General features: G+C 65.3%; 22 protein-coding genes, 1 tRNA gene and 1 pseudogene. 18 read left to right on the forward strand and 6 right to left on the reverse strand.

The window, feature by feature from the left end:
• Positions 1-272: 272 nt before the first annotated feature.
• Genes pspA through ILT46_RS00525 form a run of 9 tightly spaced genes read left to right on the forward strand, consistent with a single transcriptional unit; the run spans position 273 to position 3807 of the window.
• Positions 273-1124: a phage shock protein PspA gene (gene pspA, locus ILT46_RS00485; RefSeq protein ID WP_199502675.1), complete on the forward strand. Its 852-nt coding sequence runs from the start codon at positions 273-275 to the stop codon at positions 1122-1124.
• Positions 1125-1127: 3 nt separating this feature from the next.
• Complete coding sequence (pspB, locus tag ILT46_RS00490; RefSeq protein ID WP_199502676.1) at positions 1128-1430, forward strand: envelope stress response membrane protein PspB; 303 nt, start codon at positions 1128-1130, stop codon at positions 1428-1430.
• Complete coding sequence (gene pspC / locus ILT46_RS00495; protein ID WP_199502677.1) at positions 1427-1807, forward strand: envelope stress response membrane protein PspC; 381 nt, start codon at positions 1427-1429, stop codon at positions 1805-1807. The genes pspB and pspC overlap by 4 nt, the downstream gene beginning before the upstream one ends.
• Positions 1808-1841: 34 nt before the next feature.
• A complete protein-coding gene (locus ILT46_RS00500) occupies positions 1842-2150 on the forward strand; it encodes a hypothetical protein (protein ID WP_199502678.1) in 309 nt (102 codons plus the stop codon).
• Positions 2150-2488 carry a hypothetical protein gene (locus ILT46_RS00505; protein WP_199502679.1) on the forward strand — a complete coding sequence of 113 codons (339 nt, stop codon included), beginning with the start codon at positions 2150-2152 and terminating at the stop codon, positions 2486-2488. Before ILT46_RS00500 ends, ILT46_RS00505 begins: the two co-directional genes overlap by 1 nt.
• Positions 2485-2742 carry a hypothetical protein gene (locus tag ILT46_RS00510; protein WP_199502680.1) on the forward strand — a complete coding sequence of 86 codons (258 nt, stop codon included), beginning with the start codon at positions 2485-2487 and terminating at the stop codon, positions 2740-2742. The genes ILT46_RS00505 and ILT46_RS00510 overlap by 4 nt, the downstream gene beginning before the upstream one ends.
• Before the next feature lie 29 nt (positions 2743-2771).
• Positions 2772-3005, forward strand: coding sequence for a hypothetical protein (locus ILT46_RS00515; RefSeq protein ID WP_199502681.1), 234 nt, complete (start codon positions 2772-2774; stop codon positions 3003-3005).
• Between the two features lie 38 nt (positions 3006-3043).
• On the forward strand, positions 3044-3460 hold the full coding sequence (locus ILT46_RS00520; protein WP_199502682.1) for a SufE family protein: 417 nt from the start codon (positions 3044-3046) through the stop codon (positions 3458-3460).
• Complete coding sequence (locus ILT46_RS00525; RefSeq protein WP_199502683.1) at positions 3457-3807, forward strand: YbaN family protein; 351 nt, start codon at positions 3457-3459, stop codon at positions 3805-3807. Before ILT46_RS00520 ends, ILT46_RS00525 begins: the two co-directional genes overlap by 4 nt.
• Before the next feature lie 27 nt (positions 3808-3834).
• Here ILT46_RS00525 and ILT46_RS00530 read toward each other — a convergent pair whose 3' ends face one another.
• Positions 3835-4236: an acyl-CoA thioesterase gene (locus ILT46_RS00530; RefSeq protein WP_199502684.1), complete on the reverse strand. Its 402-nt coding sequence runs from the start codon at positions 4234-4236 to the stop codon at positions 3835-3837.
• A gap of 101 nt (positions 4237-4337) precedes the next feature.
• Between ILT46_RS00530 and leuC the strand changes: the two genes are divergently transcribed.
• The 9 genes from leuC to ILT46_RS00575 all read left to right on the forward strand — a co-directional run bounded on the left by leuC (position 4338) and on the right by ILT46_RS00575 (position 10216).
• Positions 4338-5771: a 3-isopropylmalate dehydratase large subunit gene (gene leuC, locus ILT46_RS00535; protein WP_199502685.1), complete on the forward strand. Its 1434-nt coding sequence runs from the start codon at positions 4338-4340 to the stop codon at positions 5769-5771.
• A gap of 4 nt (positions 5772-5775) precedes the next feature.
• The gene (locus tag ILT46_RS00540) at positions 5776-6264 is read left to right on the forward strand and encodes a DNA-deoxyinosine glycosylase (RefSeq protein WP_199502686.1); all 489 of its coding nucleotides are present in this window, start codon (positions 5776-5778) and stop codon (positions 6262-6264) included.
• 39 nt (positions 6265-6303) lie between these two features.
• Positions 6304-6462 (forward strand): isopropylmalate isomerase, encoded by a 159-nt coding sequence (locus ILT46_RS00545; RefSeq protein WP_199502687.1) that lies wholly within the window; start codon positions 6304-6306, stop codon positions 6460-6462.
• Entirely contained in the window at positions 6462-7064 is a 603-nt protein-coding gene (leuD, locus tag ILT46_RS00550) for a 3-isopropylmalate dehydratase small subunit (RefSeq protein ID WP_199502688.1), read from the forward strand. The genes ILT46_RS00545 and leuD overlap by 1 nt, the downstream gene beginning before the upstream one ends.
• Positions 7061-8056: an NADPH:quinone oxidoreductase family protein gene (locus tag ILT46_RS00555; RefSeq protein WP_199502689.1), complete on the forward strand. Its 996-nt coding sequence runs from the start codon at positions 7061-7063 to the stop codon at positions 8054-8056. Before leuD ends, ILT46_RS00555 begins: the two co-directional genes overlap by 4 nt.
• 253 nt (positions 8057-8309) lie before the next feature.
• Entirely contained in the window at positions 8310-8633 is a 324-nt protein-coding gene (locus tag ILT46_RS00560) for a DUF1476 domain-containing protein (protein ID WP_199502690.1), read from the forward strand.
• A gap of 13 nt (positions 8634-8646) precedes the next feature.
• Positions 8647-8886 (forward strand): BolA family protein, encoded by a 240-nt coding sequence (locus ILT46_RS00565; RefSeq protein ID WP_199502691.1) that lies wholly within the window; start codon positions 8647-8649, stop codon positions 8884-8886.
• 30 nt (positions 8887-8916) lie between these two features.
• Positions 8917-9264, forward strand: coding sequence for a Grx4 family monothiol glutaredoxin (gene grxD / locus ILT46_RS00570; protein WP_199502692.1), 348 nt, complete (start codon positions 8917-8919; stop codon positions 9262-9264).
• 181 nt (positions 9265-9445) lie between these two features.
• Positions 9446-10216: an NUDIX hydrolase gene (locus ILT46_RS00575; protein ID WP_370592269.1), complete on the forward strand. Its 771-nt coding sequence runs from the start codon at positions 9446-9448 to the stop codon at positions 10214-10216.
• Positions 10217-10227: 11 nt separating this feature from the next.
• Here the strand turns inward: ILT46_RS00575 and ILT46_RS00580 are convergent.
• The 5 genes and pseudogenes from ILT46_RS00580 to virB11 all read right to left on the reverse strand — a co-directional run bounded on the left by ILT46_RS00580 (position 10228) and on the right by virB11 (position 18385).
• A tRNA-Arg gene (locus ILT46_RS00580) sits at positions 10228-10304 on the reverse strand.
• Between the two features lie 90 nt (positions 10305-10394).
• Positions 10395-13316: pseudogene (locus ILT46_RS00585) on the reverse strand (TonB-dependent receptor).
• A 147-nt stretch (positions 13317-13463) separates the two neighbouring features.
• Entirely contained in the window at positions 13464-14978 is a 1515-nt protein-coding gene (locus ILT46_RS00590; protein WP_199502693.1) for a Ppx/GppA family phosphatase, read from the reverse strand.
• Positions 14978-17146, reverse strand: a complete 2169-nt coding sequence (locus ILT46_RS00595; protein WP_199502694.1) for an RNA degradosome polyphosphate kinase — start codon at positions 17144-17146, stop codon at positions 14978-14980. The genes ILT46_RS00590 and ILT46_RS00595 overlap by 1 nt, the downstream gene beginning before the upstream one ends.
• 252 nt (positions 17147-17398) lie before the next feature.
• On the reverse strand, positions 17399-18385 hold the full coding sequence (gene virB11 / locus ILT46_RS00600; protein WP_199502695.1) for a P-type DNA transfer ATPase VirB11: 987 nt from the start codon (positions 18383-18385) through the stop codon (positions 17399-17401).
• Between the last annotated feature and the right edge of the window lie 6 nt (positions 18386-18391).

The following is an 18391-nucleotide window of genomic DNA, read 5'->3' on the forward strand; positions in this document are numbered from 1 at the left end:
ATTAGCGATTTTCACCAGAGCTTGGCAATATCCGCCCCGCCCAATTTTCATTTTATCCGTATCGTGAAATTGGCACGCCCCTTGCTGATAGGTGAACATCCAATCTGGAGGGTGACAATGTTTGACCGTCAATTCCGCCAAATCCGTCTGGGACAGGCTGCCATGGCCAGCACTGCGGCGATGTTCCTGTTTGTGGTGCTGAGCGCGCAGATCGCGGCCGAACCTGCCCACGCCGCGCCGGCGTCGCAGGGCGCGCTGATCGTGGAGTTGGCATGAGCGCGCCCGACGATTTCGACCATCGGCTGACCCCTGAACGGCGCCCGGCCTCGCGGCTGGACGCCGAGGTCGAACGGCTGCGCCGCAGCCCGACGCCCACTCAGGGGCGCCCCGATCCCGCTTTCGACACCTTCAACACCGGAGCCGCCTTCATGGGCATTTTCAACCGCGCACGCGACATTTTCGCGGCCAATTTCAACGAGCTGCTCGACAAGGCTGACGATCCGGCGAAAATGATCCGGATGATCATCCTCGAGATGGAGGAAACGCTGGTCGAAGTCCGCGCCAGCGCCGCGCGGACAATTGCCGACCAGAAGGAAATGCACCGCCACACGGTCAAGCTTGACAAGCTGCAGGCCGACTGGGCCGACAAGGCGCAACTGGCGCTGAGCAAGGATCGCGAGGATCTCGCCCGCGCGGCGCTGGTCGAGAAAAAGAAGGCCGGCGACATGGCCGACCAGCTCAAGCAGGAAATCGCCGTGCTGGACGATGCGCTGCGCGCCTACGAGCAGGATATCGAGAAGCTGCAAGTGCGCCTGCGGGAAGCGCGCAGCCGGCAGACCGCCATTGCGGCGCGGCTCGAAAGCGCGGAGAACCGCGTCAAGCTGCGCACGCTGCTCTCAACCGAGCGGGTGGACGAGGCACTGAGCCGGTTCGACCAGCTCGAACGGCGGGTCGATTACGCCGAAGGCCGCGCCGATGCGATGAGCATCGCCGATGGCCGCACCGGCACGCCGAGCCTGGCTGACGAGATCGCCGCGCTCGAAGGCGCCGATGCGATCGACGATGAACTCGCGGAAATGAAACGCGCGCTCGGCAAGGGCGATGCAGACAAACAGGAGGGCTGAACGATGGACGGCTTTGAAGTCATTGGCGTGCTGGGTGTGGCCATCGGCCTGCCGTGGCTGATCATGCACTATATCACGCGTTGGAAGACCGCCGCCACCATCACGCAGGACGACGAGGTACTGCTCGACGAGCTCTACCACCTCGCTCGCCGGCTGGACGAGCGGATGGAAACGGTCGAACGGCTCGTCGCCAGCGACAATCCCGAATTCCGCCCTGCCCGCCTCGTCCACGACCATGAGATCGACAACCAGAAGCTGCGCGAGCTCGATCGCCTGCTCGCCGAGAAGAAGGGAACCCGCGCATGACCCGCACGCAGCACACCACGCTTTACCGCGACAAGCAGAATGCGAAGCTGATGGGCGTCTGCGCCGGGATTGCCGATTATACCGGGGTCAACGCGCTGTGGGTGCGGCTGGGCACGGTGTTCCTCACCATGGCGTCGGGCGGGGCGACCATCCCGTTCTATTTCCTCGCCGGCATTCTGCTCAACAAGAAGCCCGAGCATCTCTATATCGACACCAGCGAACGCAATTACTGGCAGGGCGTGCGGCAAAGCCCGCAGCGCGCGGCGCGTGAAATCCGCGCCCGGTTCCGCGACATCGACCGCCGCCTGGCCGAGGTCGAAACCTATTACGTGACCAGCAATCCGCGCCTGTCGGCCGAAATCGACCGGCTGCGCTGAGCGCCGGATCAACCACTTACAAGGGGGTTTTATCATGGAAGGTGTAATGGCGCTGTCGATCCCGATCCTCGCGCTGATGATCCCGTTCTTCGCGATCTGGACCAAGCACAAGGAACGGATTGCAAAGGCCACGGTCAATGTGACTGCCGAACAGACCGCGGAGCGAGCGGCACAATATGCCAGCCAGATCACCGCGCTGGAGGACCGGGTCCGCGTCCTCGAACGGATCGTCACCGACAAGGGCTATGATGTGGCGACGCAGATCGAGGCGCTGCGCGATCAGCGCCGCGTAGATGATAATGCGGGCGTCGCGCTCGACTTTGCGAGCAAGGAGCGGGTGTGATGGAGCTTTCGGAAATCATCCCCTATCTGGGCTATATCATCGCCGGCGCCTTTACGCTGGGCGCCGCCGGGATCATCGCCTCGGTCCACACGACCAGGCTGAAGATCAAGAATGGCTACCCGCTCGAAGGGATGTGGGGCCAATCGCTCAAGCCGGGCATGACCAGCGACGCGCAAAGCCGCGTCACCCTGCTGACGCAGGAGAATGCCGAACTGCGGGCCGAACTGGGCTCGGTCAAGGACCGGCTCGCCAATGTCGAGCGGATCGTCACCGATGGCGGCTACCGTCTGGGCGCCGAGATCGAACAATTGCGGATCAGCGAAGGAGCACGCCAATGAGCTTCTGGACAGCGATGGTCATCATCGTCGCCATCTGGGCGGCGGTCGAAGCCTACAAGGCGCGGCAGGGTATCGTGACGGACTGGAGCGGCAATGAACGGCTCGAACGCCCCGCCGCGCAGGTTGACGAGGCCGCGCAACGCGAGCTCGCTGAACTACGCGAGCGGGTCAAGGTGCTCGAACGGATCGCCACCGAAGATCGCGAAGCGCGCCGGCTGAGCCACGAGATCGAGGAATTGCGCGAACGGCCCTGAGCCGCCGCGTTCTGGACCGGAGGCCGCCCATGGACCCGCTGATGATCATCGCCGCCACTTGCATCGTCGGCCTCGCCATCGTCGCGCTGGCCGCGCTGCAAGGCTGGCGCGATTGGGTGGCGCTGAAGCGCGAGGAGCTGGAACGCGGCGCTGTGCCCTCCCCGCGTGAGCCGACCACGCCCGCCGGCGCGCGGATCGAACTGGCCGATCTGCGCGAACGGGTCCGCAAGCTCGAAGCCATCGCCAGCGGCGTCGATCTCTGACCCTATCGCTGCCGGTTCAATCTGTTAGACGACCCGCCATGCGCCCGCTTGCCGATATCGCCGAGGAATATGACTTCCTCGATCCGGACGAACGCTATCGCCTGCTGATCGAGCTGGGCCGCGAGCTCGAAGCCATGCCCGACGCGCTCAAGACCGACGCGACGCTGGTGCGCGGCTGTTCGGCACAGGTATGGGTCTATCCGACCGGCGATGCCGGCAAGCTCCACTACCTGGCCGACAGCAACGCGGCGATCACCAAGGGAATCGTCGCGCTGGTGGTGGCTGCGGTGCAGGACAAACCGGCGGCAGACATCGCCGCGCTCGACATTGCCGAATTGCTGGCCCCGTTCGACCTCAAGAACCAGCTTTCGTCCAATCGGACGCAGGGGCTGCCCAACATGATTGCGCTGGTGCAGGACCACGCCCGGCGCATTTCAGCCGGCGATGGCGGATGAAGCGCCAGCTTTATCTTGCCGGCGGGCTCTTGGCGCTCGGTCTCGGGCTTGTCGGCGTGGTGCTGCCGATCATGCCGACCGTGCCGTTCCTGCTGGTTGCGGTCTATTGCTTCGCCCGGTCCAATCCCGAATGGGAGCAGCGCATCCTCGACCATCCGCATTGGGGGCCGCAAGTGCGCGACTGGCAGGAACGCCGCGCGATAAGTCGCAAGGCCAAGACGCTTGCAATCCTGGCCATGGCGGCCGGCGCGGTGTTCACCTGGTATTTCCTGGGTGAACCCTATTATTTCATTTCCATCGCCATTCTTGTCGTCGCTGGCGGCTGGATCGCCACGCGTAACGAATAGCGCGACGTAGCTCGGTGCCGCCCGTGTTCAGTCGCGATGGAAGAAAAAGCGGGCAATATCCTCGCCGATGCGCGCCGGGCGATGCGTGGCGGCATCGACGCAGCACCAGCTCGAATTGACTTCGGCCAGCACCTCGCCGCCGCGCTCGATGATCGTGCGATAGAACGCCCGCGCGCCCTTGGTGCTTTCGAGCACCGTGCGGGCGATCACCTCATCGTCGAGGAAGGCGGGCTTGCGGTAAGTGATCTCGTGCTTCAACGCGACCCACAGCCGGCTGGCGACCGCTTCGGCCGGGGCAAAGGCGTTCCAGTGGCCCAGCACGGCATCCTGCACCCAGCCCAGATAACGGGCGTTGTTCACGTGGCCCATGAAGTCGATATCTTCGGGCACGATGCTGATCGGATGAAGGTGGGGCGCGACTGCTGACATGATTGTCAGTATCCTATGCAAAGCTTACCTTTCCGTGACAAGCGATTAAGTGTGCCCGGCCCGGCTTGCCAGCCCGCCCCGCCCGGCGATAGCAGCAACCCATGGCCAGCCGCCCGCGCACACTTTACGAGAAGATCTGGGATGCCCATCTGGTGGAGAGCCGGCCCGATGGCACCGCGATCCTCTATATCGACCGGCACCTGATCCACGAGGTGACCAGCCCGCAGGCGTTTGACGGCTTGCGCGCGGCTGGCCGCCCTGTCCGCCGCCCCGATCTGACGCTCGCCGTTCCCGACCATAATCTTCCGACCACCCCGCGCCTCGATGCGGCCGGGCGCCTGCTGCCGATTGCCGATGCCGAAAGCGCCGCGCAGTTGGCCGCGCTGGAGCAGAACACGGCAGACTTCGGCATCCGCTACATCCCGGCCACCGCGCGCGAGCAGGGGATCGTTCATGTGGTCGGCCCAGAACAGGGATTCTCGCTGCCGGGCGCGACGATCGTCTGCGGCGATTCGCATACCTCCGCGCATGGCGGCATCGGCGCGCTCGCCTTCGGGATCGGCACCAGCGAGGTCGAGCATGTGCTGGCCACGCAGACGCTGCAATTGCGCCCCTCGCGCACCATGGCGGTCGAGGTGGCGGGCGCGCTCGGCCCCGGCGTCACGCCCAAGGATCTGGTGCTGCACATCATCGGCGTGCTCGGCACGGCGGGCGGCACGGGCCATGTAATCGAATTTCGCGGCCCCGTGTTCGAGGCGATGAGCGTCGAAGGCCGCCTGACGGTCTGCAATATGAGCATCGAGGCCGGCGCGCGGGCCGGGCTGATCGCGCCCGACGAGACGGTGTTCGCCTGGCTCAAGGGCCGGCCCTACGCGCCGCAGGGCGACGAGTGGGACCGGGCGATGGCCTGGTGGCGCACGCTGGCGAGCGATCGCGGCGCGCAATTTGACGCTGTTGTCCGGATCGACGCCGCTACGGTCGAGCCGACCGTTACCTGGGGCACGAGCCCGGAAGACGTCGCCCCGATCACCGGCACCGTCCCCGACCCGGCGCGCTTTGCCGACCCGGCCAAGCAGGAGGCCGCCCGCAAGAGCCTCGATTACATGGGCCTCGCCCCCGGCACCCCGCTGGCCGCGATCCCGGTCGAGAATGTCTTCATCGGCAGTTGCACCAACAGCCGGATCGAGGATTTCCGCGCCGCCGCTGCGATCCTGCGCGGGCGGCACAAGGCGGCCAATGTGCGCTGGGCGATCGCCGTGCCCGGTTCGGGGCTGGTCAAGGCGCAGGCCGAAGCCGAAGGGCTCGACGCGATCTTCACCGCGGCGGGCTTCGAATGGCGCGAGCCGGGCTGTTCGGCCTGCCTTGCCATGAACCCCGACAAGGTCCCGCCGGGCGAGCGCTGCGCCAGCACTAGCAACCGCAATTTCGTCGGCCGCCAGGGACCGGGCGCGCGCACGCATCTGATGTCGCCCGCCATGGCCGCCGCGGCCGCGGTAACCGGCCGGCTGACCGACGTGCGGGAATTGACGGGCTGAGCCGATGCGCCGCCACGCCTTCGCGCCCCATGCCGGGCCGGGCACGCGCGTCCTTATCCTCGGCAGCCTGCCGGGCGAGGCATCGCTCGCGGCGGGGGAATATTACGCCCATCCGCGCAACCTGTTCTGGCACCTGGTCGGAAGCGTGATCGGCCGCGATCTAGCCGACCTGCCCTATCCCGAGCGGCTGGCCGCGCTTGAGGCGGCCGGGATCGGTGTGTGGGATACGATCGCCTCGGCCCGGCGCGCGGGCAGCCTCGATGCTGCGATCCGCGACGAGGAAGCAGCACCTTTGCCCGATCTTGTCGCGCGCCTGCCGCAACTGCGCGCCGTCGCCTTCAACGGGCGCAAGGCCAGCGCAATCGGCCGCCGCCAGCTTGGCGGGACAGGCTTCACCCTGCTCGACCTGCCCTCCTCCTCGCCCGCTTATGCCGCCATACCCCTGGCCGACAAACAGCGGCTTTGGGCGCGACTAGCCGATTTCCTTGCCTGACCCCTTGCGCTGCTGGCGCGCGGTGCCCATGCTCGCAGCATGAGCGACAAGATTTCCAAGGCAGCCATCGCCGCGGGTGCCGCGATCGGTTCGGCGGCAATCGCCGCTGCCGTAATGTATGCCAGCAAGCGCAAGCCGAAGAACGAGCCGCAGCAATTGCCGCCCATCCCTTCGGGCGAGAAGCCGGAAACCGATTGATGCAGCCGGTTTCGACCATAGCCGGCCGCGCGATTCCGTTCGGGCGCAAGAATGTCGATACCGATGTCATCATTCCCGCCCACTGGCTCAAGACCACCAGCCGCGAGGGGCTGGGGCGCGGTGCATTCGAAAGCGTGCGGGCCGAACCGGGCAATGTATTCGACGATCCGGCCTATGCCGGCGCGCCGATCCTGATCGCGGGTGACAATTTCGGCTGCGGATCGAGCCGAGAACACGCCGCCTGGGCGCTGCTCGACATGGGGGTGCGCGCGGTGATCGCGCCAAGCTTTTCCGACATCTTTAGCGGCAATGCGTTCAAGAACGGTATCCTCGCGGTGGAACTGCCGCAAGATCAGGTTGACCGGCTGCTGGCGGTGGCGGCGACCGATCCGGTGTATATCGATCTGGCCGAGCAGACCGTCACCACGCCCTTCCAGGATCGCTTCACCTTCGCCATCGATCCGTTCCGCAAACACTGCCTGCTGGAAGGGCTTGATGAAATCGGCCTGACGCTGGCTTCGGCCGAAGCGATCGGGGCTTATGAACAGCGCCAGGCGGCACAGATGCCGTGGCTGGCACAGGGAACGGAGAGAGCGGCGTGAGAGCATTGCTGAGCAAGGAAACGGGTGGTCCGGAAACGCTGGTCGTGGAAGAAATTGCCGATCCGGTGGCGGGCGCGGGCGAGGTGGTGGTCGATGTCGCCGCCTGCGCGATCAATTTTCCCGACACGCTGATCATCCGCGACCTCTACCAGTTCAAGCCGCCGCGCCCGTTCTCGCCGGGTGGTGAGATCGCGGGGACCATCGCTGCGCTGGGCGACGGGGTCACGGGCTGGCAGGTGGGTGACCGGGTACTCGCCGGAGTCGGCGCAGGGGGTCTGCGCGAAAAGATCGCCGTTCCGGCGGACAAGCTGTTCCGCGTACCAGAAGCCGTCGGCCTGACCGAGGCCTCGGCCCTGCTGATGACCTATGGCACCACCATCCACGCGCTGAAGGATCGCGGCCAGATCAAGTCTGGCGATACCGTGCTGGTGCTGGGCGCGGCGGGCGGGGTCGGCCTGTCGGGCGTCGAATTGGCCAAGGCCTATGGCGCGCGGGTGATTGCCGCCGTCTCGAGCGAAGAGAAAGCCGCCGCCGCGCGCAAAGCGGGGGCGGACGAGATTGTCATCTATCCTCGCGCGCCGTTCGACAAGGATGCGTCCAAGGCGCTGGCCGATGCGTTCAAGGCGGCGGTCGGGCCGCAAGGCGCGGACATCGTCTATGACGTTGTTGGCGGCGATTATTCCGAACCCGCGCTGCGGGCGATCGCGTGGGAGGGCCGCTTCCTGGTCATCGGGTTTCCTGCCGGGATTGCCAAGATGCCGCTCAACCTGACGCTGCTCAAAAGCTGCGACATTCGCGGCGTGTTCTGGGGCGCCTTCGCCGCGCGCGAACCGGCGCGCAATGCGGCCAATATCCAGGAACTGTTCGATTTGTGGCAGGCGGGCAAGATCGCCCCGCTGATCAGTGAGACCTATCCGCTCGAGCGCGCGCACGAGGCAATCGCCAAGCTCGAAAGCCGGGGCGCCATCGGCAAGTTGGTGGTGACGATGTAGGCGCGCCCGCCTGTCCTACAAAGGCGCGAGCGACTATTCTTCCTTCGCAGTGCAGGCGCAGGCCGGGTGACAACCAAGGCTCGAAAGGTCACAGCCGAACTGACAGGATGTCCGCCAAGTCATTGAGCCGTAACAGATAATCGCCAAGGTCAGGTTATTCGGGAGGGGGCTTGTGTGTCACCCGGACCCTTGCCCCCGCCCGGTCCAGCCACTATCGCTCCGGCCACCGCCGCATCACATCACGAGGACGAAAATGACCGATTTCAACGACCGCCAGAAGGGCGAAGAAGCCAAGTTCGCCTTCGACCAGGAAAACGCGTTCAAGATCATGGCCCGCCGCAACCGGTTGCTCGGCCAGTGGGCGGCGCAGCGCATGGGACTGACGGCGGAGGAAACCGACGCCTATGCCAAGGCAGTCGTGCAGGCCGATTTCGAGGAAGCCGGCGATGAAGACGTGATCCGCAAGCTGCTGGGCGATCTGACCCAGGCCGGTTGCGAAGCCGACGAGGCCGAAATCCGTGCCGCGCTGGAAGAAAAGCACATCGAGGCTCGCCGCCAATTGATGGCCGAAAGCTGAGGGCGGCCCGATCATGGCGATGACGGCTGACGAGATTGCCGGCATGATCCGCGCCGCGCTGCCCGATGCGGAGGTGACGATCACCGATCTTGCGGGCGACGGCGAACATTATGCCGCGCGCGTGGTCAGCGCGGCCTTTGCCGGCCTGACCCGCGTGGCGCAGCACAAGCTCGTCTATGACGCGCTCGGCGGGCGAATGGGCGGCGTGCTCCACGCCTTGCAACTGACCACTGCGGCCCCCACTTCGGGCTGATCCACCGTTTCATCCTCAAGGGGTATGCCCATGTCCGACTTTGCCGACTCGCCCGACACTCGCCAGCGCATCGACCAGATCGTCAACGGCAATGATGTCGTGCTGTTCATGAAGGGCACGCCGCTGTTCCCGCAATGCGGCTTTTCCAGCCGCGCGGTGGCCATCCTCGAACATTGCGGCGTCGCCTATGAAGGCGTGGACGTGCTGCAGGACATGGAAATCCGCCAGGGGATCAAGGCCTATTCGGACTGGCCGACCATCCCGCAGCTCTATGTGAAAGGCGAGTTCCTGGGCGGCAGTGACATCATGACCGAGATGTTCGAAGCCGGCGAATTGCAGGAATTGCTCACCGAGCGGCAGGTCGCCAGGGCGGATTGAGGGTTCTTCCGGGGAGGCGGGATCGAGACCGTGATCCCGCCTCGCTTGGAAGACTTCAGGGTATCGCAGCGGATGCAGCCCGCGTGCCAATTGGCACAAGACGGCGGAATTGGCGGAATGTAATGGTTAACAGGATTTGCCCCCGCACGCGCTTTGTCAGGAAATCCGACAGGTGCGCCGCGTGACTGGCGCGGAACAGCCGATCCCTGCGGCAACGCTAGTCATCTTCCGCCGCGCGGCCGATGGCGGTCCGCCCGAACTGCTGATGGTGGAACGCGCACAAAGCATGGTTTTCGCCGGCGGTGCGGCAGTATTCCCCGGCGGCCGGGTCGATCCGGCAGATTATGCGTTGGGCCATCGCCTCGCGCCCGAGCTTGATCGGGATGAGAGCGCCGCACGCGTGGCGGCGATCCGCGAAACACTGGAAGAAGCCGGGCTGGTGGTCGGCCTCGCTACGAATGTATCGGCCGAGGAAGCGCGTGCAGCACGCGCGCTGCTGCTTTCACAGGGTGAGCTTGCGCCGGTGCTCGACCGATTCGACTGGCAGCTCGATCTTGGCGCGCTCATTCCGTTTGCGCGCTGGCTGCCGCTGGGGATGCAGCATCACCGGATCTTCGACACCCGCTTTTACCTCGCCGATCTCGGCACCGGCGCGGTCGAAATCGCGGTGGACGAGACCGAGAACACGCACCTGTTCTGGACCAGTGCGGCAGGCGCGCTCGAACTGGCCGATCGGGGCGAGATCAGCATCATCTTCCCCACGCGCCGCAATCTCGAACGCCTTGCGCTGTTTGGCGATTTCGCCGCGGCCTGCGCTCAGGCGGCCTGCACCCCGATCCAGGCCATTACGCCTCACTTCGTCGATGAAGGTGCCGAGCGATGGTTGGCGATCCCCGATAATGCCGGCTACCCGGTGACGCGCGAACGGATCGCCGACCTGCGCCGCGGCTGATTTAGGGAATTTGGCGCGCCTGGCAGGACTCGAACCTGCAACTCCAAGCTTAGAAGGCTCGTGCTCTATCCAGTTGAACTACAGGCGCGTGCGGTGCTTCATAGCCGAGTTTCAGGGCCAGCCAAGGGCCACAAAAAGCCGGGCCCTGAGGCCCGGCTGCGTTGGCACAATGCGGCGCTCAGAACCGCACGCCCACCCCGATCCCGTACCGACGCGGGTCGAGCGTGAAGATATTGGTGAAATTCCCCGAAGAGGCGTCGGTCAAATAGAGGCCCGTGACCGAATCCGAGTCGAAGATATTCTGCACGAAGGCGCGGACATACCATCGGTCATCCGGCCCATTGAGCTAGATCTGGGCATTGGCCTGCACGAAGGGTTCGATCCGGTTGACCCGGCCGTTGAAGACGTTGCCATATTGCGGGCCCGTCATCGCGATGTCGAAACGCGGCACCAGCGTCATCCCGCCGGCAAATTCGGCCGTGTATTGCACCCCCGCCGAGGCCTTCATCTCTGGGGCCTGCGGCAGATGGTTGCCCCGCAGATTGACCTCAACGCCGGGGCTTAGCACGCGGATGCCGCCAAACGCCGCGCCCACTGCCGCCGCCTGTGCGGTCAGCGCCGAGCAGATGCTGAACGCCCCGCGCGAGGCGATCCCGCTATCGGCTGGAAAGGCGGTCGTTCCGCGCAGGCCAAGTGCCGGGTTGATCGCGTTGACGAACGCATTGGCCCCACCCGCGACCGCGCCCGTAACCGCGCAATGTGCCCCGTTCGAGATGTCCTTGATGATCACCGCATTGGGATCGCCACCCCCCGGATCGCGCGGGTTGGAGAAGAACTGGTCGCCGGCCACGCGAGCATGGAGGTAGCTGAACGACAAATTGATCAGCCAGGCCGGATCTGGCCGGACAATGCCTTCCAGCTCGACACCCCAGATATTGGCGTCGATCGTATCGTTGACCGAGGTGCGGGCAACGATCCGGCTGAGCTGCAAATCCTTGTATTTGTAATAGAACGCCGTCGCGTTCAGCTGCAGCGCGCCGCCGGCAAAGGTGTTCTTGGTGCCGATTTCGAACGCGTCGATGCTTTCCGAACCGAAGCTCTCCGCAACGGCGAAGATCGGTGACAGCGGTGGATTGATCCCGCCCGATTTGTAACCCCGCGAATAGGACGCATAGACAAGGTTGTTGTTGGTGATCTGGTAATCGAGCACCGCCCGCCCGGTAATCTCGTCGAACGAGACGGCGCGGGTCTGCGACAGCTGATTACCCGGCGTCCCCGGATCCGCGTCGAACGCGCCGACATAGGGCGACGAAAAAGGATTGTCGTTGGAGAACGGATTAAGGAAGCTCGCCAGCGTCGTGCGCGCAGTGATCTCCTTCTCGTCTTTGTTGTAGCGCAAGCCCGCCGTGAACTTCAGCCGGTCGGAGAGGTCGAAATAGACCTCACCGAAGATGCCCAGGCTGTCGAGCGAGAAGTCCTGCGTGTTGTTGCGGTAGAACGATGTCGCGAGATAGGATGGGGGCAGCGGAACTGGCACGCCGTTCACGCGGTTACCCAGCGCGCTGAACGTGCCCAGGATACCGGCAGCGTAGTCCAGCCCAAACGCATTCACGTAGTAGCTGTTCTCAGCCACCCGCGAATTGGCGTAGATCGCCCCCACCAGGAAGTTGAGCGGCCCGTCGAAATCGGTCGAGACAATCCCTTCGACCGACCAGGATTTCCGCTCCTCATAGGAGCGATCGAAAGCTAGCGGCACGTTCGAGCAGATCGACTGCCCTTCATACGCCCCGCGATTGTCGAGGTTGGTTTCGGATGTGCAAAGCGGCCCGTTCGGTCCCTGCGGGATCAGGGCCTGCGCGATTGGCGCAAAATAGGCCTGCGAGCCGGGGAACACCACCGGATTGGCGGCAAAGAACGCCAACTGATTGAGCGCCGGCGCATACCCCGCCCGGCTGCCCACCGCGAGGTTGTAATCCTGTCGCGAATCGACTGTCGTCTCTTGATAGATGCCGGTGAGCTGCAGGTTGATGTTGCCGATATTCTGCGAAAGCTTGCCCTGGAACTGCAGTTCGTCGGCATAATATTCCGGTGTGAACGGCGTACTGACGACGCGCACATCGTTGGGATTGTCGAATCCCGCGAGCCCGTCCGGACCATAGATAGAGCCGAGCCCGAACCCGGCCGGCAGCCCCTGAATGCGATACAATTCCGCCGATGTCAGAACGGATGCGACCGTCGAATTCTGATTGGTCGAATCGAAGTCCAGCCGATTGGCGAGGCAGCCCAGCACCCCCGTCGGATCGCGCTGACACAGCTGCTTCTGGATGCGCAGGCGGTCGTCATCCTCGCGGAAATAATAGCCCATCACATCGATGGTCGTGTCGGGGCCCGGTTCCCACCGAAGCGAGCCACGGACGGCGTACATGTCGCGGCCGTCGATCCGGCTGCCGTCGAAGAGGTTCTCGGTATAGCCGTCCCGCTTCAGGTAGAAACCCGCGAGCCTCGCCCCGAACGTTTCGCCGAGCGGGATGTTGACCATCCCCTTGGCCTTGATCGAATCGTAATTGCCGTACTCGAAATCGGCCGCAGCCTGAAATTCACTGAGCACGGGTTTGGCGGTGATGACGTTGACCACGCCCGAGGTGGCGTTGCGCCCGAACAGCGTGCCTTGCGGGCCGCGCAGCACTTCGACCCGTTCGAGATCGAAATATTCGGTTTCGAACAGGCGCGTGCCGAACAGCGGCGAGCCGTTGGTATGGATCGCAGTGGCGCTGTCGCAGCTGACCCCGACGCACAGATCGCCGATCCCGCGGATGGTGAAGCTGGCGGACGTGAAGTTGCCCTTGGTGAATGAGACGTTGGGCAGCGTCAGCTGGAGGTCGCTGGCGTTTTCGATCTGCTGCGCTTCTAGCGCTTCGGCGGTGAAGGCACTGACCGCGATCGGGACTTCCTGCAGCGACTGGTCCTGCCGCTGGGCGGTGACGACGATCTCGTTGCCGGTGACCGGCCTGTCGTCAGTCTCGTCTGCGGTCTGGGCTTGCGCGGGAAATGCGATTGCGCCGGCGCAAATCCCGGCGAGCAGGGTAGCTTTCACCCTCATCCGTCCTCTCCTCGATAAGCCGTCTGGCGCGGCCTGTGAGGGAAAGTTGTCACCTTTGCGGGATATGCGCAATAGGATTGCGCCATCGAAGGATCAGAGCGCTCTGGTTACGCTACGTCACGGCCACGCTGTCGCGTCTCGCGCCAGCTACACCTTGTGGAAATCCTGCCCCCCGGCGGTGACGTCGATGATCGGGTCGAGGCCCATGCGCGCAGCGAGGAGCGCAAGATCCTTCTGGCTTTGCGGTCCGACGAGTGCAGCGAGATCTTCGGTCACCGTGAGCCGCAGGGTGCCATCCTCCACCACCAGGGCAGAGCCTTCGAGCGAAGCGCGCGAGCAGGCGCCTAGCCGGCGACACAGGCGGATCGACAGGCCCCAGATGATCGCGCTCTCCAGCTGTTCAGCGCTGGCGAGCCCGCCGAACAGGTCCATCATTTCGAGCTGATTGCCATTGGCGCACAATGTCGCGGCGAGCATCGCCCGCCCGGCCGGGCTGACCGCCAGCCAGCGTTTGTGCAGCGCCCAGTCGATCCCCTGATGCGTCCGCAGATTGGGTTCGACCTGCATCGAGGCGAGCGCCAGCATCGTCGCGGCAAGGCGGAGCCGTTCCGACCCCCGCTGGCCCGGCGTGCTGCTAGCAGCCGTCCAGCCGGCGACACGCGCTGCGAGGGTGGCGGAACAACCGCGCTGGGCAGCGAAATGCGCGACCCCAGCAATGAGCGGGTCCTGCCGGCGGGCAGCTTCTGGCAGCCGCTCGAACAGCAACCCTTCGCGCAGACCCCAACTCGACACGATCAACCGTTCGGGTTGCAGCCGCTTCAGCAGTACCTGCAACAGGCGCGCAGCATCGGGCAGAATGGCCGCGCGCATCGAGGAAATGCGCGGCTGTTTGCGCAGCGCTGCGGGATCGGCGCGGGCCAGTTCGGCAGCGAGCTCGACCGCCTCCGCAGCGCCGATCGCCGCGCCATGCGGGTCAGTCAGCGGGGAGCGGATGCGGTCAAGCGCATACGCCGCCATCGCCCGCCAGGTGCCGCCGACGAGATAGAGCGTGCCGCCGCGCGGGTCATCCCAACCCGCATCGCGCAGTGCCTTCGCCACCGGTCGCTTCAAATCGCCGTGGCTGGCGATCAGCGGGGGCAGGCGCAATGTGCCGAGCGGCAGGCTGACGCCCTGCCCGATCCGGTCATCACCGATCTCGATCAGTTCGAGACTGCCGCCGCCGAGGTCGGCGACGATCCCCGCCGCGCCGGGAAAGGCGCCGAGCACGCCCAGCGCGCTGGCTCGCGCTTCTTCCTCGCCGCTCAGCACGCGCGGGGCAAGGCCGAGGCGTTCGACCGCGGCGATGAATTCCGGTCCGTTGGCCGCCTCGCGCGGGGCGGCGGTGGCGACCGTGGTGATATCGGTGATGCCGAGCCCGTCCAGCAGCAAGCGGAAGCGGGCCAGCCCGGCCAAGGCCTGAGCGACGCCGGTATCGGGCATCCGCCCCGTCTGGTTCAGCTCGCGCCCCAGGCGGGCGGCGACCTTTTCGTTAAGGATCACCGTCGGCGCGCGCGGTGCACCCGCATAAGCGACCATGCGGACGGTGTTCGAACCGATATCGATTATCGCGTGCGCCGGCCCGTCGCTGGTGCCGAGCGCCCGCTCGTGCCGGGTCCTCCGCATCACCGGGGTTCCTGCGCCAGCCGCAAGGTCGGCACCTCGCCGCGTTCGAGCGCCTCACCACGCCCCGACAGCGACGGGTTCGTCATGAAATAGCGGTGGAGATTGAAATTGCGGCTGCCGCCCTCGGCCCCCTCGCCTGCGCGGCGATAGCTGCCATCGGGCTGCATCATCCAGCTTTGTTCGGTGTCCAGCAGATTGGCGAGCAACACCTGCTTGAGCACCTGGTCGTGCACCGTGCGATTACGGATCGGGACCAGCGCCTCGACCCGGCGGTTGAGGTTGCGGCCCATCAGATCGGCGGACGAGATGAACACCAGCGCATCGTCCGAAGGCATCGGCGCGCCATTGGCGAAGGCATAGATGCGGCTGTGTTCGAGGAACCGGCCGATGATCGACTTGACCCGGATATTGTCTGACAAGCCCGGCACCCCGGCCCTGAGCGAACAGATGCCGCGGACCATCAGCTCGACCTCCACCCCCGCCTGGCTGGCGGCGTAAAGCCGGTCGATCATGCCCTGATCGGTGATCTGGTTGCATTTAAGCCAGATCGCCGCCGGACGGCCAGCTTCGGCATTGGCGATTTCGCCGTCGATCGCGGAATACAGCTCTTCGCGCAGGTCGATAGGCGAGATCGCCAGCGCCTCGGTCCCGCGCGGTTCGACATAGCCGGTAACGTAATTGAACAGCCGGGCGGCATCGCGCCCAAGCTGCGGGTCGGCGGTGAAAAACGACAGATCGGTGTAGATCCGCGCGGTGACGGGATGGTAATTCCCCGTGCCGAAATGGCAGTAGGTTCGGTAGCCATCGCCTTCGCGGCGGACCACCATCGCCACCTTCGCGTGGGTCTTCAAATCGACGAAGCCGTAGATCACCTGCACCCCGGCACGTTCGAGCTGGCTTGCCCAAAGGAGGTTCTGCTCCTCGTCGAAGCGGGCCTTCAGCTCGACGACTGCGGTGACCGACTTGCCCGCCTCGGCGGCGGCAATCAGCCCGGCAATGACCTGCGACTGGTTGCCCGCGCGGTAGAGCGTCTGCTTGACCGCCACCACGTCCGGATCGGCGGCGGCCTGGCGGATGAAATCGACCACCACCTCGAAACTTTCGTAAGGGTGGTGGATGACGATGTCCTTCTCGCGGATGGCGGCGAAGCAATCGCCGTCATGTTCGAGAATGCGCTCGGGATAGCGCGGGGTATAGGGATCGAACTTGAGGTCCGGGCGATCTTCGCGGACGATTTCTTCCAGTCCGACGAGGCCGATCAGCCCCTCGGTCTTGACCACCGTGCCCGCCGACGCGCCGAGCTGTTCGCGCAGCAGCGCCTCGCCCACCGGGTCGAACCCTTCCTCCAGCTCGAGCTGGATCACCTGTCCGCGCCGCCGCCGCTGGATCGCGGAACGGAAGGTGCGGACGAGATCCTCGGCTTCTTCTTCGATCTCGATATCGCTGTCGCGCAGGACGCGGAAGGCGCCGCCGCCGGTGATGGTGAAGCCGGGAAACATATGGTCGGCAAAGCGGCTGATCAGCGCTTCGATGCTGACGTAGATCGCCTCGCGGCCCGGCACCCGGACATAGCGTTTAAGCGCGGCCGGGATCAGCACCATTTCGATCACCCGGGCCCCGTCGCTTTGCCGGGTGAGATTGAACAGCAGCCCCATCCCCCGATTGGCGACAAACGGGAACGGGTGCGCCGGGTCGATCGCCTGTGGGGTCAAGACCGGGATGATCTCGTCCACGAAATAGGTCCGCAGCCAGTGGTAGGCCTCTTCGGTGACGCGCTGCTCGTCGGCGATGTGGATGCCGCTATCGGCCAGCTGCCGGCGCAGCACGCGCCAGGCGCCCTGTTGACGGTCGGTCAGATCGTCAACCAGCGCGCGCACTTCGGCCAGTTGCTGCGCCGGGGTACGCCCGTCGATCGACACGCGGGCAATGCCGCGCTGGACCTGCCCGACCAGGCCTGCGGCGCGGATCATCATGAATTCGTCGAGATTGGCGGCGGAAATGGCAAGGAAGCGCAGCCGTTCGAGCAGCGGGTAATTGGGATTGCCGGCTTCGGCCAGCACCCGGTCGTTGAAGGCCAGCCAACTCAGCTCGCGGTTGAGATAACGGTCGCTGCGCCCGGCGGATGCAGGGGGCTCTGCGCCTGTGCGTCGATCTGGCCGCGTGCTCATCACCGCGAGCTATTGCCGCCCGGCAACGCGGCGACAAGCAGTTTTCGAACGTCGGGCGACAGGGTGACAAAGGCGACACCGTGTCGCCTTTGATATTTGCCATAACTGGTTGATTTGTCGGATATATGGTAAAGGCGTCGCTCGGCCCGGCAGAGGGGCAGCGTGGCAAAATGCCCAAAATAGGGCAGGCTCAGCAATGAGAAAGATCGGTCCATTCGGTCTAGCCGTCGGACCGCCTGTAGGACAGGCGCGTCAAACGAGATCGGCGCTGCGGGCGATCTGGGTGATGCCCCGCTTGCCCTCGCTCCGGCCCAGCTGGACGATCACGTCGATCACGCTCGCGGCATAGGCGATGGTATCGGCGCGCGACAGGCCGATGCCGGTCTGCATCACCATCAGCGCCAGCTGGTCGAGCGCGCCGCGCAGGGAATTGGCATGAATGGTCGAGAAGCTGCCCGGATGGCCGGTATTGATCGCGCGCAGGAAGCTGACGCTTTCCGCGCCGCGCAATTCGCCCAGCACGATCCGATCGGGGCGCAGCCGCAGCGCTGCCTGGAGCAGTTCGTTGGCGGTCACCTTGGCTTCGCCCAGCTCGCCCTTGACCGCCACCAGCCCGACCCCGTTATCCCCCGGCAGGCGCAGTTCGGGCGTATCCTCGACCAGTACGACGCGTTCGCCGGCGGGGATTTCGCCCAGCATGGCGTTGAGGAAGGTGGTCTTGCCGGTGCTGGTGCCGCCGGAAATGAGGATCGTCTGGCGCGCGGCGATTGCGGCGCGCAGGAACGCCACCGGCTGGCTTTGCGGATCGGGCATGGCGGGGGCGGTGGCCTGCCCCAGCGGGCCCGTATCGTAGGCGTCGAGCGGCAGGTCGAGCCGGCGGTGCCGCCGGATCGCCATCGCCCAGTGCTTGCGCGCCGCGGGCGGGCCGCAGAACTGGATACGCGCGCCATCGGGCAGCGTCGCGCCGAGCAGCGGATGTTCGCGGTTGATCCCCTGATGGCTGACCCGCGCCACCTGTTCGGCCAGCCGCTGGACCAGCCGGTCGTCGATCTCCGGCGCACGGACGCGCTGCATCCCCGGTTTGGCGGCGTCCTCGATCCACAGCTCGCCGGGGCGGTTGACCATGATTTCGGTCACCGTATCGCGGTCGAGCCATTGCCGAAACGGCGCCAGATAGGCGTCGAGATAGACGCTGCGATCGGCCGCGCTGGCCGGCAATTCGTGAATGTCGGCGCTCATCAGCCG

It is taken from the genome of Qipengyuania sp. YIM B01966, assembly GCF_016461955.1.
GTDB lineage: Bacteria > Pseudomonadota > Alphaproteobacteria > Sphingomonadales > Sphingomonadaceae > QFOP01.

Coding starts and splice junctions, on each gene's coding strand:
- pspA (WP_199502675.1), top strand. CDS start 273: ATGAGCGCGCCCGACGATTTCGACCATCGGCTGACCCCTGAACGGCGC.
- pspB (WP_199502676.1), top strand. CDS start 1,128: ATGGACGGCTTTGAAGTCATTGGCGTGCTGGGTGTGGCCATCGGCCTG.
- pspC (WP_199502677.1), top strand. CDS start 1,427: ATGACCCGCACGCAGCACACCACGCTTTACCGCGACAAGCAGAATGCG.
- ILT46_RS00500 (WP_199502678.1), top strand. CDS start 1,842: ATGGAAGGTGTAATGGCGCTGTCGATCCCGATCCTCGCGCTGATGATC.
- ILT46_RS00505 (WP_199502679.1), top strand. CDS start 2,150: ATGGAGCTTTCGGAAATCATCCCCTATCTGGGCTATATCATCGCCGGC.
- ILT46_RS00510 (WP_199502680.1), top strand. CDS start 2,485: ATGAGCTTCTGGACAGCGATGGTCATCATCGTCGCCATCTGGGCGGCG.
- ILT46_RS00515 (WP_199502681.1), top strand. CDS start 2,772: ATGGACCCGCTGATGATCATCGCCGCCACTTGCATCGTCGGCCTCGCC.
- ILT46_RS00520 (WP_199502682.1), top strand. CDS start 3,044: ATGCGCCCGCTTGCCGATATCGCCGAGGAATATGACTTCCTCGATCCG.
- ILT46_RS00525 (WP_199502683.1), top strand. CDS start 3,457: ATGAAGCGCCAGCTTTATCTTGCCGGCGGGCTCTTGGCGCTCGGTCTC.
- ILT46_RS00530 (WP_199502684.1), bottom strand. CDS start 4,236: ATGTCAGCAGTCGCGCCCCACCTTCATCCGATCAGCATCGTGCCCGAA.
- leuC (WP_199502685.1), top strand. CDS start 4,338: ATGGCCAGCCGCCCGCGCACACTTTACGAGAAGATCTGGGATGCCCAT.
- ILT46_RS00540 (WP_199502686.1), top strand. CDS start 5,776: ATGCGCCGCCACGCCTTCGCGCCCCATGCCGGGCCGGGCACGCGCGTC.
- ILT46_RS00545 (WP_199502687.1), top strand. CDS start 6,304: ATGAGCGACAAGATTTCCAAGGCAGCCATCGCCGCGGGTGCCGCGATC.
- leuD (WP_199502688.1), top strand. CDS start 6,462: ATGCAGCCGGTTTCGACCATAGCCGGCCGCGCGATTCCGTTCGGGCGC.
- ILT46_RS00560 (WP_199502690.1), top strand. CDS start 8,310: ATGACCGATTTCAACGACCGCCAGAAGGGCGAAGAAGCCAAGTTCGCC.
- ILT46_RS00565 (WP_199502691.1), top strand. CDS start 8,647: ATGGCGATGACGGCTGACGAGATTGCCGGCATGATCCGCGCCGCGCTG.
- grxD (WP_199502692.1), top strand. CDS start 8,917: ATGTCCGACTTTGCCGACTCGCCCGACACTCGCCAGCGCATCGACCAG.
- ILT46_RS00590 (WP_199502693.1), bottom strand. CDS start 14,978: ATGCGGAGGACCCGGCACGAGCGGGCGCTCGGCACCAGCGACGGGCCG.
- ILT46_RS00595 (WP_199502694.1), bottom strand. CDS start 17,146: ATGAGCACGCGGCCAGATCGACGCACAGGCGCAGAGCCCCCTGCATCC.
- virB11 (WP_199502695.1), bottom strand. CDS start 18,385: ATGAGCGCCGACATTCACGAATTGCCGGCCAGCGCGGCCGATCGCAGC.